At 59.2% G+C, this 14,974-nt stretch carries 17 protein-coding genes; 10 read left to right on the top strand and 7 right to left on the bottom strand.

Features of this window, described 5'->3' with window-relative positions:
• The first annotated feature begins 77 nt into the window (after positions 1 to 77).
• The 8 genes from cysQ (at position 78) to AQUI_RS0107965 (ending at position 9,143) form a co-directional block, all read left to right on the top strand.
• On the top strand, positions 78 to 875 hold the full coding sequence (cysQ, locus tag AQUI_RS0107930; RefSeq protein WP_027257044.1) for a 3'(2'),5'-bisphosphate nucleotidase CysQ: 798 nt from the start codon (positions 78 to 80) through the stop codon (positions 873 to 875).
• Positions 875 to 1,675 carry a 3-deoxy-manno-octulosonate cytidylyltransferase gene (locus tag AQUI_RS0107935; RefSeq protein WP_027257045.1) on the top strand — a complete coding sequence of 267 codons (801 nt, stop codon included), beginning with the start codon at positions 875 to 877 and terminating at the stop codon, positions 1,673 to 1,675. Before cysQ ends, AQUI_RS0107935 begins: the two co-directional genes overlap by 1 nt.
• A gap of 177 nt (positions 1,676 to 1,852) precedes the next feature.
• On the top strand, positions 1,853 to 2,746 hold the full coding sequence (gene galU / locus AQUI_RS0107940) for a UTP--glucose-1-phosphate uridylyltransferase GalU (RefSeq protein ID WP_024092080.1): 894 nt from the start codon (positions 1,853 to 1,855) through the stop codon (positions 2,744 to 2,746).
• Positions 2,747 to 2,791: 45 nt separating this feature from the next.
• Positions 2,792 to 3,775 (top strand): UDP-glucose 4-epimerase GalE, encoded by a 984-nt coding sequence (gene galE / locus AQUI_RS0107945; protein ID WP_027257046.1) that lies wholly within the window; start codon positions 2,792 to 2,794, stop codon positions 3,773 to 3,775.
• Between the two features lie 7 nt (positions 3,776 to 3,782).
• The gene (locus AQUI_RS0107950) at positions 3,783 to 4,823 is read left to right on the top strand and encodes a glycosyltransferase family 2 protein (RefSeq protein WP_027257047.1); all 1,041 of its coding nucleotides are present in this window, start codon (positions 3,783 to 3,785) and stop codon (positions 4,821 to 4,823) included.
• 193 nt (positions 4,824 to 5,016) lie between these two features.
• A complete protein-coding gene (locus AQUI_RS0107955; RefSeq protein ID WP_027257048.1) occupies positions 5,017 to 6,003 on the top strand; it encodes a glycosyltransferase family 2 protein in 987 nt (328 codons plus the stop codon).
• Positions 6,000 to 7,700 (top strand): DUF5927 domain-containing protein, encoded by a 1,701-nt coding sequence (locus AQUI_RS0107960; protein WP_027257049.1) that lies wholly within the window; start codon positions 6,000 to 6,002, stop codon positions 7,698 to 7,700. Before AQUI_RS0107955 ends, AQUI_RS0107960 begins: the two co-directional genes overlap by 4 nt.
• A 6-nt stretch (positions 7,701 to 7,706) precedes the next feature.
• Entirely contained in the window at positions 7,707 to 9,143 is a 1,437-nt protein-coding gene (locus AQUI_RS0107965) for a sulfotransferase family 2 domain-containing protein (RefSeq protein ID WP_027257050.1), read from the top strand.
• Positions 9,144 to 9,375: 232 nt separating this feature from the next.
• Here the strand turns inward: AQUI_RS0107965 and AQUI_RS0107970 are convergent, their stop codons facing one another.
• From AQUI_RS0107970 to AQUI_RS0108000, 7 genes are all read right to left on the bottom strand, one after another.
• Complete coding sequence (locus AQUI_RS0107970; RefSeq protein WP_027257051.1) at positions 9,376 to 9,840, bottom strand: PTS sugar transporter subunit IIA; 465 nt, start codon at positions 9,838 to 9,840, stop codon at positions 9,376 to 9,378.
• Positions 9,841 to 9,892: 52 nt separating this feature from the next.
• Positions 9,893 to 10,450: a ribosome hibernation-promoting factor, HPF/YfiA family gene (gene hpf / locus AQUI_RS0107975; protein ID WP_027257052.1), complete on the bottom strand. Its 558-nt coding sequence runs from the start codon at positions 10,448 to 10,450 to the stop codon at positions 9,893 to 9,895.
• A 271-nt stretch (positions 10,451 to 10,721) separates the two neighbouring features.
• Complete coding sequence (gene lptB, locus AQUI_RS0107980; RefSeq protein ID WP_027257053.1) at positions 10,722 to 11,480, bottom strand: LPS export ABC transporter ATP-binding protein; 759 nt, start codon at positions 11,478 to 11,480, stop codon at positions 10,722 to 10,724.
• The gene (gene lptA, locus AQUI_RS0107985; RefSeq protein WP_027257054.1) at positions 11,480 to 11,992 is read right to left on the bottom strand and encodes a lipopolysaccharide transport periplasmic protein LptA; all 513 of its coding nucleotides are present in this window, start codon (positions 11,990 to 11,992) and stop codon (positions 11,480 to 11,482) included. Before lptA ends, lptB begins: the two co-directional genes overlap by 1 nt.
• A 3-nt stretch (positions 11,993 to 11,995) precedes the next feature.
• Entirely contained in the window at positions 11,996 to 12,595 is a 600-nt protein-coding gene (lptC, locus tag AQUI_RS0107990) for an LPS export ABC transporter periplasmic protein LptC (RefSeq protein WP_027257055.1), read from the bottom strand.
• A gap of 23 nt (positions 12,596 to 12,618) precedes the next feature.
• Positions 12,619 to 13,587 carry a KpsF/GutQ family sugar-phosphate isomerase gene (locus AQUI_RS0107995; protein WP_027257056.1) on the bottom strand — a complete coding sequence of 323 codons (969 nt, stop codon included), beginning with the start codon at positions 13,585 to 13,587 and terminating at the stop codon, positions 12,619 to 12,621.
• A complete protein-coding gene (locus AQUI_RS0108000) occupies positions 13,584 to 14,198 on the bottom strand; it encodes a ribonuclease D (RefSeq protein WP_027257057.1) in 615 nt (204 codons plus the stop codon). Before AQUI_RS0108000 ends, AQUI_RS0107995 begins: the two co-directional genes overlap by 4 nt.
• 296 nt (positions 14,199 to 14,494) lie before the next feature.
• Here AQUI_RS0108000 and AQUI_RS32445 point away from each other — a divergent pair, with 296 nt between their 5' ends.
• Entirely contained in the window at positions 14,495 to 14,785 is a 291-nt protein-coding gene (locus AQUI_RS32445; RefSeq protein WP_425411833.1) for a DUF6538 domain-containing protein, read from the top strand.
• Positions 14,733 to 14,867, top strand: coding sequence for a hypothetical protein (locus AQUI_RS32215; RefSeq protein WP_281171996.1), 135 nt, complete (start codon positions 14,733 to 14,735; stop codon positions 14,865 to 14,867). Before AQUI_RS32445 ends, AQUI_RS32215 begins: the two co-directional genes overlap by 53 nt.
• The last annotated feature ends 107 nt before the right edge of the window (positions 14,868 to 14,974 follow it).

The following is a 14,974-nucleotide window of genomic DNA, read 5'->3' on the forward strand; positions in this document are numbered from 1 at the left end:
GCTTGCCGTTCTGTTATCTGCGCAGCATAAGGGGCAAGAGGCAAATTTTCAATTAAACCCGTGTTAGGGAGATCTGCGTGACGTATGAAGACCTGGTGCCCGTGATCCGCCGCCTGGCAATTGAGGCCGGCGCAAAGATCATGGAGATCTACAATTCCGACGATTTCGACGTGAAGGTGAAATCCGACGAAAGCCCGGTAACAGCAGCGGATGAGGCTGCGGACGTGCTGATCTCGGCCGGGCTGCGGGCGGCCTTCCCGGACATGATGCTGGTCACCGAAGAACAGTCGGAATCGCACAAAGAGCGCGGCGATACCTTTCTGATCGTCGATCCGCTGGACGGCACCAAGGAATTCATCCACCGCCGCGGCGATTTCACAGTGAACATCGCGCTGGTGGAAAAAGGCGTGCCGACCCGCGGCGTGGTCTATGCACCGGCCAAAGAACGGATGTTCTTCACCATGGCGGATGGCAGCGCGGTCGAGGAAACCGGCGCGTTTGATGCAGAGACCATTGGTGAAACCCGCCCGATCCGGGTTGCCAGCAGTGATAACGCCGCGCTGATGGTAGTGGCGTCGAAATCGCACCGCGACCAGGCAACGGACGATTACATTGGCAAGTACAATGTGAAGGACAGCAAGAGCGCCGGCTCCTCGCTGAAATTCTGCCTGGTGGCTACCGGTGAGGCGGATCTGTATCCGCGTGTCGGCCGCACCATGGAATGGGACACTGCTGCCGGTCACGCAGTGCTGGCGGGCGCTGGCGGCAAAGTGGTACGTTTTGACGATCATTCCCCGCTTGTCTACGGCAAGGAGGGATATGCGAATCCGTTCTTTATCGCCTATGCCCCGGCTGTGGAGCTGAAGAAAGCCTGATGTCTGTCCTGATCGTCATCCCCGCCCGCTATGCCTCGACCCGCTATCCTGGCAAGCCGCTGGTGCCGCTGACCGGTGCCACCGGTGAGGCCCGCACGCTGATAGAGCGCTCCTGGCGGGCGGCCTGTTTGGTGCAGGGTGTGGACCGGGTGGTGGTGGCGACGGATGACGATCGCATCAAACAGGCCGCTGAAGCATTTGGCGCCGAGGTGGTAATGACCTCGGAAACCTGCGCCAACGGCACCGAGCGCTGCGCCGAGGCGCATGCGGCACTGGGCGGCGGTTATGAGATCGTGGTGAACCTGCAAGGCGACGCCCCGCTGACACCGCATTGGTTTGTCGAGGATCTGGTAGCAGGGCTGTGGGCGGCACCCGGCATGGGTCTGGCAACACCGGTTCTGCGCTGCAATGGCGAGACGCTGAACAGTCTTCTGGCTGATCGCAAGGCCGGCCGGGTTGGCGGCACCACTGCAGTATTTGCCGAAGACCGCAGTGCGCTCTATTTCACTAAGGAAGTGGTCCCGTACTGCGCGCAGACCTTTGGTGATGGCGAAAATACGCCGGTCTTTCACCATGTCGGCGTCTATGCCTACCGCCCGGACGCCTTGGCGGCGTATTCTGGCTGGACGGCGGGGCCGCTGGAGAAACTGGAAGGGCTGGAACAGCTGCGCTTCTTGGAGAACGGCCGCAAAGTTCTGTGTGTCGAAGTCGAAGCCCGAGGGCGCGAGTTTTGGGAGCTGAATAACCCGGAAGATGTGCCGCGGCTGGAGACGATGATGAAGAAGATGGGTCACGAGTAGGCGAAGAATGGTAAAAAGTACTGACACAGGCAAAAGCACACTGATGGGATGCAGCCCGGGGCCGCTGGCAGCCGCATCGCAAATTGTTGGGGACAGCCAGGTCTAGCGGAGCTTTATCTCTCCTCGCTTGCGGGGAGGGCGGTATCCGGCCTGGAATTTTAGTATTGAGAGAGCGCCATGCGTAAAAAGGTAACTAAGGCAATTTTTCCCGTTGCAGGCATGGGAACTCGTTTCCTTCCCGCAACCAAATCCGTTCCGAAAGAAATCATGACTCTGGTCGACCGGCCACTGGTGCAATACGCCATCGACGAGGCGCGCGCGGCCGGGATCAAGGAATTCATCTTTGTCACGTCGCGCGGCAAAGGTGCGCTCGAAGATTATTTTGACCATTCACCGGTTCTGGAGCAGGAACTGCGTAAAAAGGGTAAGCAGGATCTGCTGGATTTGCTGCAAGGCACCAATATGGAATCCGGTGCCATCGCCTATATCCGCCAGCACAAGGCGCTGGGCCTGGGCCATGCGGTCTGGTGTGCCCGCCGGCTGATCGCCAATGAACCCTTTGCGGTGATCCTGCCGGATGATGTGATCGCGGCAGAAAAACCCTGCTTGCAGCAGATGGTCGAAGCCTACGAGGAAACCGGCGGCAACATGGTGGCTGCGATGGAGGTTCCGCCTGAAAAGACGTCCTCTTACGGTGTGCTTGATGTGAAAGACGACATGGGCCAGGTGGTTGCGGCCAATGGGATGGTAGAAAAGCCAAGTGCAGGCGAGGCGCCTTCGAACCTGGCTGTGATCGGCCGCTATATCCTGTCGCCTTCTGTATTGAAGAACCTCAACAAGATGAAGTCGGGTGCGGGCGGCGAGATCCAGCTGACCGACGCAATTGCCGAGGACATAGCGCAGGACGTGCCGGTTTACGGCTACCGGTTCCGCGGCCAGCGGTTTGATTGCGGTTCCAAGGCCGGCTTTTTGCAGGCCACTGTCGCTTTTGCGCTGGCACGTGAAGAGTTACGGGATGATCTGATGAACTACATTTCTGAGATCGCGCAGGTTGGCAAAGCCGCGCAATAACCACTCTGGCCGCCGCCCGGGGCGGCCCTGCATGGGGCAGAGACAGTGACACATATCCTGGTGACCGGCGGGGCCGGCTATATTGGTTCGCATGCCTGCAAGGCGCTGAAAGCGGCGGGCTACACCCCTGTAACCTACGACAACCTGGTGACTGGCTGGCAGGACGCGGTGAAGTTCGGCCCGTTTGAGCAGGGCGACTTGAATGACCGGGCGCGGCTGGATGAGGTCTTTGCCAAGTACAATCCTGCTGCTGTGATGCATTTTGCAGCGCTCAGCCAGGTTGGCGAAGCGATGAGCGAGCCGGGCCGCTACTGGGCCAACAACACAGGCGGGTCGCTGAACCTGATTGAGGCCGCAGTGGCGGCAGGTTGTATGGATTTCGTGTTCTCCTCGACCTGCGCCACATATGGTGAGCATGACAATGTGGTGCTGGACGAGAACACGCCGCAGCTGCCGCTGAATGCCTATGGCGCCTCCAAGCGCGCGGTGGAGGATATCCTCAAAGATTTTGGGGCTGCGAACGGGTTGCGTTCGGTTATTTTTCGCTATTTTAACGTGGCGGGTGCTGATCCAGAGGCAGAGGTGGGCGAGTTCCACCGCCCTGAAACCCATCTGGTGCCTCTGGTGCTGGATGCTGTTGCAGGCAAGCGCGATGCGCTGACCATCTTTGGCACCGATTACGATACCCCGGATGGCACCTGCATCCGCGACTATGTGCATGTCTGCGATCTGGTGGACGCGCATGTGCTGGGGCTGAAGTGGCTGGAAGCAGGTAAGGGAAGCCAGGTGTTCAACCTTGGCACCGGTTCTGGCTTTTCTGTGCGCGAAGTGATGGACAAGGCCGAGGCGGTGACCGGTCATAAGGTACCGTGCAACACAGGTGAGCGACGGGCGGGAGACTGTACTAAGCTGGTGTCGGGCTCGACCCGGGCGGTCACCGATCTGGGTTGGGAGCCGCGCCGCTCAACCCTGGAGGTGATGATCGCCGATGCCTGGGAGTGGCATAAGACAGGCCACTACGAGGCCTGATCATAACATGACGCGCTCCGCTGCTGCTGACATGCCGCCCCTAGGCCTCGCTGGGGCCTACCGGATGCGGTGGAAACGGCGGCGGATGCTGTGGCGGGCTTTGCGGGCCCGGCGCCTGATGCGCAATTTGGCTGACCGTACAGGCCAGATCCCCGCGAAAGGGGTTCTGGTCTTTATCGTTTTGCGTAACGAGATCAGCCGCCTGCCTTTTTTCCTGGCGTTTTACCGGCGGCTGGGTGCCGCGCATTTCCTGGTTGTCGACAATGGCAGCGATGACGGCAGCGCAGGGCTGCTGGCAGACCAGCGCGATGTCTCAGTGTGGCAGACTGCTGCCAGCTACCGGGAAGCGCGCTTTGGCTTGGACTGGCTGGGCTGGCTGTTGATCCGCTATGGCCATGGTCGTTGGTGCCTGACGGTGGATGCGGATGAGCTGCTGGTCTATTCCGGCATGGAAAGTCACGGGCTGGACGACCTGACGCAAAGGCTGGAGCAGCAAGAGCGCCAGGGTTTTGGCGCGCTGATGCTTGATCTCTATCCGAAGGGGCGGCTGGGCGCGCAAAGCTATGTGCCGGGCCAGAACCCTTGTGATGTGCTGCAGTGGTTTGACGCGGGGCCGTACCGGGCCGTTCGGCAGCAGCCGATGGGCAACCTTTGGGTTCAGGGCGGCGCTCGCGAGAGAATGTTTTTCCAAGATCAGCCGGAACGGTCCCCAACGCTGAACAAGCTGCCGCTGATCCGTTGGAACCGCCGCTATGCCTATATGAACTCAACCCATTCGCTGCTGCCGCCGCAGATGAATGTGCTTTATGACGGGCCAGGAGGGGCGGAGCCCTCAGGAATACTGCTGCACACCAAGTTTCTGCCCGAGATTGTTTCCAAATCAGCAACAGAAAAACAGCGGCAGCAGCACTTTCACACACCACACCAGTTTGACGGCTACTATGATGGGATCTCGGGAACTCCGGATTTGTGGCATTCTGGATCAGTTCGGTACCAGGATCCGGAACAGCTGGCAGAGCTTGGGCTGATGACTCCGGTCATCTGGTGAATTGCCGAACGGCCACTGAACTGTTGCAGCCAGGCCGTGCGGATGCGTAACTGTTTCTAAATTCGTTGTTAATACAATATTCCCGTGACATATTGCGCGGAAACTTGAGGCAGGTCCTGTTAGGCCTGAACGGGTGAGCGTGCTCCCTGGATATTGGTTTGGAGTGAACGTGGGGCTTTGGGATTCTTACCGGATGCGGTTGCGGCGCAAGCGGCGTCTGATCCGTGCGGTGCGCAAATCCAGTGAGCTGACCGTTGTGCAGGACAACACGAAAGCAATCCGGCCGGGGGATATCCTGCTGGTTTGCACCATGCGCAACGAGCAGATCCGGCTGCCCTATTTCTTGCAGTATTACCGCGGCATGGGGATCAATCATTTCCTGTTTGTCGATAATAGCTCCACCGATGGCAGCGCAGACTATCTGCGCGGCATGGGCGATGTTTCGCTGTGGCACACCACGGCGAGCTACAAGCGTTCAGGTTTCGGCATCGATTGGATGAACGGCCTTAAACGCAAATATGCGCATGGGCATTGGGTTCTGGTGGTCGATCCGGATGAGTTCTTTATCTACCCGTTCTGCGATACCCGGCCGATCCGCGCTTTGACTGACTGGTTGGACAATTCCGCGATCCGCAGTTTTTCGGCTATGCTGATCGATGTCTATCCCAAGGGCAGGATTGGCGAGGTTCCGTATCAAGCTGGTCAGAATCCTTTGGAGATTGCCCATTGGTTTGACAGCGGCAACTACACGATCAGCCGCAACCCTGAATACGGTAATTTGTGGATCCAGGGCGGGCCGCGATCGCGGGTCTTCTTTGCAGATCAGCCCCAACGGGCGCCGGCGCTGAACAAGATACCGCTCGTCAAATGGCACCGCCGCTATGCCTATGCCAGCTCTACACACGCGCTGCTGCCGCGAGGATTGAACCAGGTCTATGAAGCTGATGGCGGCGAGAAGGCAAGCGGGGCGCTGCTGCATACCAAATTCCTCGATACCTTTACTATTAAGGCACAAGAGGAGCTGGTCCGCGGGCAGCATTATGCTGGGTCTACAGAGTACAAGGCCTATGCGGGCAAGCTGTCGGAACAGCCGGAGCTGTGGTGCAAATGGAGTGAGAAATACATCAACTGGCGCCAGCTTGAGATTTTGGGAATGATGTCCAAAGGAAACTGGGCATGAGCGCGGTTGGGGTCGTCATGCTGGTGCACACCGCGCTAGAGCGGGGGGTGCAGGTGGTGCAGCACTGGACAGCCAGCGGCTGCCCGGTGGTGCTGCATGTGGACCGCAACGTGGGGCATCAGGCGTTCACCCGCTTCAAAGACGCTCTGGCGAATGATCCCTTGGTCCGGTTCTCCGCCCGCCACCGGTGCGAATGGGGCACCTGGGGGATTGTTGCAGCCTCGCAATCGGCATCCGAGGTGATGCTGGCGGAGTTTCCGCAAGTGCGGCATGTCTATCTGGCCTCCGGGTCGTGCCTGCCGCTCAGGCCGGTGCAGGAGCTGATCGATTATCTGGCTGCCCGCCCGCGCACCGATTTCATTGAAAGTGCTACCACCGCGGATGTGCCGTGGATTGTCGGTGGGCTCAGCCATGAGCGGTTCACCCTGCGGTTCCCGTTTTCCTGGAAAAAACACCGCTACCTGTTTGACCGCTACGTGGATCTGCAACGCAGGCTGCGCATCAGGCGCCGGATCCCTCCCGGGCTTGTGCCGCATATGGGCAGCCAGTGGTGGTGTCTGACCCGGCAAACCCTGTCGGCGATCTTGGAGGACCCGGAACGTCCGGTTTATGATGCCTATTTCCGCAAGGTCTGGATTCCGGATGAGAGCTATTTCCAGACTTTGGTACGGCAGTATTCCAGCAATATCGAAAGCCGCTCGCTGACGCTGTCGAAATTCGATTTCCAGGGTAAGCCGCATATCTTCTACGATGACCATTTGCAGCTTCTGCGCCGGTCTGATTGCTTTGTTGCCCGCAAGATCTGGCCCCATGCAGAACGTCTGTATCAGGCGTTTCTAACCGACTCTGCTGGCGCCATGAAGCGGACTGAGCCGAACCCAGGCAAGATCGACCGGATTTTTGCCAAGGCGGTAGAGCGGCGCACCCGCGGCAGGTCTGGACTATACATGCAAAGCCGGTTTCCCGGCCATGGTTCGGAGAATGGGATCACTTCCAGCCCGTATTCAGTGTTTCAAGGCTTTACCGAACTGTTTGATGATTTTGAAACCTGGCTGGCTCGAACCACTGGGGCGCGTGTTCATGGGCACATATTTGCACCGGAAGGAGCGGCGTTTTCCGAAGGGCAGAGCCTGGTCAATGGCTGCCTCAACGGCCATGCCAGTATCCGCGACTATAATCCGGAAAGCTTTCTCACCAGCCTGATTTGGAACACCCGCGGGGAACGCCAGTGTTTTCAGTTCGGACCAGGGGACAATCAGGCAGTGAACTGGTTGCTGGCACGGGATGCAAATGTGCAAATTTCTATCATAAGCGGTGCCTGGGCGGTGCCGCTGTTCAAATCCAACCGCAATTTTACAGAACTCCGGCAGGAAGCGGCAAAGCTGCAGCAGACCGAGGCTGAGCAATTGCAGATCCTGCGCTCGCAATGGACCAAGGCACGGGTGCGGATCTGGAGCATGGCGGAGTTCGTAGAGGCGCCAATGGAACCATTGCAGACGATCATTGACGAAATCGGTCCCCTTGCGGCGCGTCATCTGAGCGAGGCCCCCAAAATGACGGAGCTTGAGGGCTTTGGGCAGTTTTTGCAGAACCTGAAGAACCAGGGCATGCATCCCTATTTGATGGGGGATTTCCCGGTTGAGCAAGGCCCGGTCAGCCTCTCCAAGCCGCAACGCAAACCCTATCTGGTGCGATAATTTCTGATGTCTGATTCCTCATTTGATTATTTTGTTGTCTTTGCTGAAATGCGGACGGGGTCCAATTTTTTGGAGACCAATCTGAATGCATTTGACGGGCTTGCTTGCCACGGCGAAGCCTTCAATCCGCATTTCATTGGTTATCCGAACAAGAACGATATCCTGGGGGTGACACAGGCCAGGCGGGAATCGGATCCAGCCCGGCTGATCCAGCAGATCAAGGCAGACCCAAGGGCGCTGGGCGGCTACCGCTACTTCCATGACCATGATCCGCGGGTGCTGGACCTGATGCTGGAGGATCCGCGCTGTGCCAAGATCATCCTGACCCGAAACCCACTGGACAGTTATGTGTCCTGGAAGATTGCCAAGGCAACCGGGCAGTGGAAGCTGACCGATGTAAAGCGCCGCAAGGAAGCCAAAGTGCGGTTTGATGCAGCGGAATTCTCCGCCCATGTAGAAGCGTTGCAAGATTTCCAGGTCACGCTGTTGAACCGGCTGCAGTCGCTGGGTCAGACGGCGTTCTACGTAGCCTATGAGGATCTGCAAAGCGTTGAGGTGATGAACGGGCTGGCGCGCTGGCTGGGAGTGTCCCAGCGGCTTGAGGCGCTGGATGAAAGCCTCAAGCGGCAGAACCCGGCGCCAGTGCTGGCCAAGGTGGCAAACCCTGACGCAATGCAAGAGGCACTGTCGGGCATGGACCGCTTCAACCTGACCCGCACCCCGAATTTTGAGCCGCGCCGCGGCCCGGCGGTGCCTGGTTATGTGGCGGGGGTGGTGACGCCGCTGTTGTATTTACCGCTCAAGGGCGGGCCGGAAAGAGAAGTTGTGCAGTGGATGGCCGGGCTGGATCACGTGGCGCCGGAAGGGCTGATCCAGGGTATGAACCAGAAACAGCTGCGCCAATGGAAACGCGGCAATAAGGGGTTCCGCAGCTTTACCGTTCTGCGTCATCCTGCGGCGCGGGCCCATGCGGTGTTCTGTCATCGGATCCTGAATGCCGGCGAGGGCAGCTTTCGGGCCATTCGCAATACGCTGCGGCGGCAGTTCGGGCTGGTTTTGCCGGAGGAAGGGCCGGACGACGGTTATACCCGGGCGCAGCACCGGGACGCTTTTGCCGGTTTTCTGAATTTTGTCCGGGCCAATTTATCAGGGCAGACGTCGATCCGGGTGGATGCGGAATGGGTCAGCCAAAGCCAGGTGCTGGCCGGGTTTGCTGAACTCGGGCCGCCGGACCTGCTGATCCGCGAGACAGAAATGAGTGAAGATCTGCCCGCACTGGCCCGCAGGCAGGGCCGGATGGAGCCGGGAACGGTGCCGGCTGTTGCGCCGCAGGTGCCCTTTGCATTGGATGATATTTACGACGCGGATCTGGAGGCGCTTATCGCCTCCGTTTACCAGCGCGACTATCTGGCGTTTGGCTTTGGTCCCTGGCGTGCAGGCTGATCCGGCAGCATGATTGCAGGCGGAGTGTTACCGTGTCCGCCGAAGATTTGGCTGAGGCAAACCTCCGCGACGGCATTGGGCATGGCTCAACGGAAAGAGTTCCGCTGGATGGCGGTTGATGACAGGCAGGAGAGCTTGCGGGAAAGAAGCGGCGGAAAGGCAACTCCTGGCCGTAAGTGAGCGAGCAGAAAAAAAACGGGAAAATCAGATGCGGTCAGACACAGCCCGGAGATCAGGCCGCTTGGACGGACTGATCTTCTGTCAGGATGGTATAGAGCGTTGCCGGGTCGTGGTTGGCGCGCAGTTTGGTGCAGAAGCTTTGTTCGCGCAGGGTGCGTGACACCAGCGCCAGCGCTTTCAAATGCTCGACGCCGGCATCTTCCGGGGCAAACAGGGCAAAGGCAATATCCACTGGCTGGCGGTCCACCGCTCCGAAGTCCAGCGGTTTCTCCAGGATCAGGAAGATGCCGCGGACTTCGCTGACAGTGTCCAGCCTGGCATGCGGCAGGGCGACGCCATGGCCAACCCCGGTGGGGCCAAGGCTTTCGCGGTCCAGCAAAGCCTCGACCGTCGCCTGGGCGTTCAGCCCGTACGCAAGTTGAGCAATGTCTGCGATTTCCTGGAACAAGCGCTTCTTGCTTGATGCCGCACCGATTACCCGGACGGCCTCTGGCTTGAGGATGCTGGAAATCTGCATATGTCTGCTCCGTTCCGGCGCCCCCTCTGGGGCGCCGATGCCTTAGATGTGATTACGGATCGATCCAGCCGATGTTGCCGTCTTCGCGGCGGTAGACCACATTCAACCCGTCTTTGCCTTCTTTGCGGAAAACCAGAACCGGTGCCCCTGCCAGCTCCATCTGCATCACCGCCTCGCCGACCGACAGCGACGGTATGCGGGTTTCCATTTCGGCGACGATGATCGGCTGCAGCGAGTCCGGTTCGGAATCCGCTTCCTCAGAGGCGAGGATATACGAATTGGCGCCCAGATGTTCAACCGGTTCGCTGCGGTCCTTGTGGTGATCCTTCAGCCGGCGCTTGTAACGGCGCAGTTGCTTTTCCATCTTTTCGCAGCAGGCATCGAATGCTGCATAAATTTCGGTCTCGTGCGCCTTGGCCTGAGCGCTCAGCCCGGTCGACAGATGGACAGTGGCTTCACACACATATTCATGCGCCGAACGGGAAAAGACCACTGTCGCGTCGGTTGGCCGTTCTGCATATTTCTGAACGGCCGAACCCAGCTCGTTCTGCACATGGACTTGCAGAGCTTCGCCGATGTCGATCTGTTTGCCGCTGATTTTGTAACGCATGTGATCTCCTTTACGAATTATTGCGGCCGGGCCTGCCGCCAAGGCAATCCTTGGCGGTGTCACATCAGGTCCGGAACCGGGGGGCAGGCCAGGCACCCGGTTGCATCCATCCGGGCCTTGTCGCCAAGGCTGTTAAGCGGATTGCATCGGTCTGCGCGTATGCCATGGGTCAATTCGACGGCAAGACAGCGGGAGAGTCAATGGATAACCCCGAAAAAAGAAACATGCGTTTCAGGCATGTATTGAGGTTGTCTAATGCAGTCTGCCGGGGTCAGGAAATGCGGAAGTTGTCACCGAGGTAAACCCGGCGGACGTTTTCGTTTTCAACCACTTCCTCAGGGCTGCCGGACATCAGCACCTGGCCGTCATGCAGGATATAGGCCCGGTCCACGATCTCCAGGGTCTCGCGCACGTTGTGGTCGGTGATCAGCACCCCGATACCGCGTTTCTTGAGGTCGGCAACCAAGTGGCGGATATCGCCGACCGAGATCGGGTCAACGCCGGCAAAGGGTTCGTCAAGCAACAGGTATTTCGGATCTGCGGCAAGGCAGCGGGCAATCTCGACTCGGCGCCGTTCACCGCCTGACAGCGCCAGGGCGGGCGCGCGGCGCAGGTGTTCGATCGAGAAATCGGACAGCAGCTCTTCCAGCCGCTCACGGCGTTTGTGCTCGTGCTTTTGCGAGATATCCAGAACGGCAGAGATGTTGTCCTCGACCGACAACCCGCGGAAGATCGACATCTCCTGCGGCAGGTATCCGATGCCCAGCCGCGCGCGGCGGTACATCGGCAAGCCGGTGACGTTCTGGCCGTCGATGCTGACAGTGCCGGCTTCGGGAAAGACCAGGCCGGCAATGGCGTAGAAACTGGTGGTTTTGCCGGACCCGTTTGGCCCCAGAAGGGCCACCACCTCACCCCGGTTCAGCGACATCGACACGTCCCGGATCACTACCCGTTTGCGATAGGATTTGCGCAGTCTTTCAATACGCAGCCCGGAGGAGCCTTCGGTGACGGTCAGATCTGGCTTCGCCATCAGTTGCTGCCGCCGTCCGGGTTAAGGATTGTTTTCACCCGGCCGGCCATTTTGGCGGTGCCTGAGGTCAGGCTCACCTCGAGTCGGTTAGAGGCCAGGGTGCCGCTTTTCTGGTTCAGCAGAACATTGCCGGTCATAACGATGGTGCCCTGGTCGATGGTGTATTCAGCGCGTTGTGCCTCGGCGGCGTCCGGGCCGCTGACCAGCACCACATTGCCAGTGGCTTCCAGCCGTTCAATGCCGGCCTTGGCACCTGTTTCGCCAGCGGTTTTGTAGATTACCAAAACTTTGTCTGCAGACAGCCGCATAATGCCCTGAATAATGAGCACATTGCCGGTAAACTCCGCCGAGCCATTTGCTTGGTTAACTGCCAGATTGTCGGCGGTGACTTCAACCGGCTGGCTGGGGTCAGCCTTGACAGCGCCAAAAGCGACGGAGGCCGTCTGCGCCGCCGCGAGGCCGGGAAATACCGCGAGCGGCAGGCAAAAAATCAATGCGCGCAAATAGGACACAGGCTATCTTTCCGGTTTCTGGGGATCATATAGCAGCTTAACCCCGTTTTTGAACAGCATATGGATCGGTCCGCCCTCGGTTTTTACGCCGATCCGCATTTTACCTGCGGTCAACTCGCCGATTGGGCCTGTCGCACGGACTGATCCGGGACTGTCGGCTTCCAACCCGCTAAGCGCTGTGTTCAGCTCTTCGGTCTCGACAATCAGCCCGTCTGCGGAGGTGATAGTCACATTGCCTGTAAATCGTGCCATGTCCCGGCCTGGGTGGATCGCACCGCTTTCCGATTTAAGCGTGATCCTGCCGCCCTCAGCCAAGTCGAATTCAGCGGAAAGGTCGCTGGCAACAGCGGGTGTGCCGTCGCCGCCCGGACGGGCGAGCGCAGCAGTGACCATAATTTCATCGCCCTGGGCGGTGGTGCCGGAAAAGAATGGGGCAGTGACTTGCTGGCCCTTCATCCGGTCTTCGATTTCCTTTTGAGCAAAGGGGATCACCGCGTCGGTGTTCACGCCGCGGGAGATCAGGAACATGGTGGACATCAGAACCAGTGCGGCCAGCGGCAGCAGCACCTTAAGATAGGCAACGGCTCTGGAGTAGCTGTCCATGTTTTTGCTCCCCCGGCCTTGCGTCAGCCCAGGCCTGCGCGCAGGCAATCGTGGATGTGCAACAGGCCCTCAGCCTTGCCGCCATTGTCCGGATCAACCACGAACAAGCAGGTGATCTTGCGCTGGTTCATCACGGCGACGGCCTCCTGGGCCATGGCTCCAGGGGCGATTGAAGCAGGGTTTGCGGTCATGACCTCGGCGGAAGACTTGTCCAGCAGGCCGTCCATGTGGCGGCGCAAATCGCCGTCTGTTATGATGCCGGCCAAGGATCCGTCTGCGGCAGCCACACCTGCCACTCCAAATCCCTTCTGGCTGATTTCGATCAGCGCATCTGACATCGGCGTGTCCTCAGTGACAAGCGGCAGGGCGTCGCCAGCGTGCATCAGGTCGCGCACCTTGCTGAGCTGCGCCCCCAGTTTTCCGCCTGGGTGGAAGTCGCGGAAGTTTTCCGGGCGGAAATCCCGGTGTTTCATCAGTGCAATAGCCAACGCATCGCCCATTGCCAGTGTCAGGGTGGTTGAAATTGAGGGCACCATGCCAAATCCGCAGGCCTCGCCCAGCGAGGGGATTTGCAGGTGCACATCCGCTTGCTTCATCAGGGTGCTGTCCATCTTACTCGACAGGCCAATGAGGGGAATGCCGAAGCGGCGGGTGAAAACCAGCAGATTGGCCAGCTCCGGCGCCTCGCCTGAGTTGGAGATCGCCAGCACCACATCGCCTTCGGAGAGCATTCCCAGATCCCCATGGCTGGCCTCTGCCGGGTGCACGAAATAGGCTGGCGTACCGGTGGAGGCCAGGGTGGCAGCGATCTTGTGGCCGATATGACCGGACTTACCGATGCCGCTGACGATGATGCGGCCCTTGGCCTGCAGTATCAGCTGCACCGCTTCGGCAAAGCGTTCGTCCAGGCCTTCGGCCAGGGTGTCCAGCGCCCTGGCTTCATCGGTGATCACCTGCCGTGCGGTGACGAGGAGTTTTTCTGTGTCAGTCATGAGTGGGCAAAGATGTCGATTTCGGGCCAGCCGGCCAGGTCCAGCTTGGCACGCATGGGGAGGAAGTCAAAGCAGGCTTGCGCCATTTCGGTGCGGCTCTCGCGGGCCAGGCGCTTGTCCAGCGCCTTACGCAGCTTGTGCAGGTGGAGCACGTCGGAGGCGGCATACTCAAGCTGTGCTTCGGTCAGTTCCTCTGCGCCCCAGTCGCTCATCTGCTGCTGTTTGGATATGTCGACGGCCAAAAGTTCCTGGGTCAGGTTCTTCAACCCGTGCCGGTCTGTATAAGTGCGGACCAGGCGGCTGGCGATCTTGGTGCAATAAACCGGTGCGGCGAGGGCGCCAAAGGCGTGGTGCATCGCAGCAATATCGAAACGGCCGAAATGGAACAGCTTCAGCACATTCGGATCTTCCAGCATCCGGCACAGGTTGGGGGCCGCGGTCTGGCCCTTTTCGACCTGCACGATGTGGGCATTGCCGTCACCACCCGACATCTGAATCACGCAGAGCCGGTCACGGTGCGGATTCAGCCCCATGGTCTCGCAGTCAATTGCGACAACGGGACCGAGATCCAGCCCGTCGGGCAGGTCGTTCTTGTACAGGTGGTTGGCCACTGGAATTCCCTTTTGCTGATCAACGCGCCCACAGGTGCTGGAGTGGAGATAGGCGCTTTGGCGGCCAAACTCAACTGCAGCAGGGCAAGCTGGTTTACGCGGGAAGAAGCAAATTTTCACACACGGCACAGGGAAACAACTGAATGCACATGTCTGGTGAAATGGTGCTCAGGAGAAGCACCACTGATCACGAGGAGTGATTTCCGTGGTCGAGCGTGTTTACCCACATTCACTGCGGAAAACGCCGCTTCCGGACCGGAAGGCGGCAGGTCGTGGAAAAGCCCCTGTGGGGCAGAATGATTGCAACCGAGAACACTTGCATTGACGGTGTAGAGCGCCGTGGTCGGGTATATTACATGCGGTTCCGAGTGCCAGTGAAGTTCGCTGAAGTTGAGACACGGCGAGAAATCAATCAGACTCTGGGAACCCAGGACTACGACGAGGCTATGGCGCGCTTCGCGCTAAAGAAGAGAGCCTTCAAAAGGACTGGGAAGCCCGGTTGTCGCGCGGAGGCATACTGGAGGGGCATCCGGTGTGTTCGAGCGTGGCAGCAAGAAAGGCCCGGAGATCGACGAAGAGCAGGGTAAAGAACTGCACGCCAAGATCGGGGAGCTGGCAGTTGCCAACGATTTTTTGCCACGAAAGCGCAAGCCGCGGATCGGCAAGTGAGGCGCAAAATGGTCGAACCTGCCAATCCTGAGCTGTCTACCGGCAAGCAATGCAGGCTGCTGTCGATCCCGCGGCCGTCGTTCTATTACACGCCCAAGGGCGAAACG

The sequence above is a fragment of the Leisingera aquimarina DSM 24565 genome, from assembly GCF_000473165.1.
GTDB classification, from domain to species: domain Bacteria; phylum Pseudomonadota; class Alphaproteobacteria; order Rhodobacterales; family Rhodobacteraceae; genus Leisingera; species Leisingera aquimarina.

Coding starts and splice junctions, on each gene's coding strand:
- AQUI_RS0107935 (WP_027257045.1), top strand. CDS start 875: ATGTCTGTCCTGATCGTCATCCCCGCCCGCTATGCCTCGACCCGCTAT.
- galU (WP_024092080.1), top strand. CDS start 1,853: ATGCGTAAAAAGGTAACTAAGGCAATTTTTCCCGTTGCAGGCATGGGA.
- AQUI_RS0107950 (WP_027257047.1), top strand. CDS start 3,783: ATGACGCGCTCCGCTGCTGCTGACATGCCGCCCCTAGGCCTCGCTGGG.
- AQUI_RS0107955 (WP_027257048.1), top strand. CDS start 5,017: ATGCGGTTGCGGCGCAAGCGGCGTCTGATCCGTGCGGTGCGCAAATCC.
- AQUI_RS0107960 (WP_027257049.1), top strand. CDS start 6,000: ATGAGCGCGGTTGGGGTCGTCATGCTGGTGCACACCGCGCTAGAGCGG.
- AQUI_RS0107965 (WP_027257050.1), top strand. CDS start 7,707: ATGTCTGATTCCTCATTTGATTATTTTGTTGTCTTTGCTGAAATGCGG.
- AQUI_RS0107970 (WP_027257051.1), bottom strand. CDS start 9,840: ATGCAGATTTCCAGCATCCTCAAGCCAGAGGCCGTCCGGGTAATCGGT.
- hpf (WP_027257052.1), bottom strand. CDS start 10,450: ATGCGTTACAAAATCAGCGGCAAACAGATCGACATCGGCGAAGCTCTG.
- lptB (WP_027257053.1), bottom strand. CDS start 11,480: ATGGCGAAGCCAGATCTGACCGTCACCGAAGGCTCCTCCGGGCTGCGT.
- lptC (WP_027257055.1), bottom strand. CDS start 12,595: ATGGACAGCTACTCCAGAGCCGTTGCCTATCTTAAGGTGCTGCTGCCG.
- AQUI_RS0107995 (WP_027257056.1), bottom strand. CDS start 13,587: ATGACTGACACAGAAAAACTCCTCGTCACCGCACGGCAGGTGATCACC.
- AQUI_RS32445 (WP_425411833.1), top strand. CDS start 14,495: ATGATTGCAACCGAGAACACTTGCATTGACGGTGTAGAGCGCCGTGGT.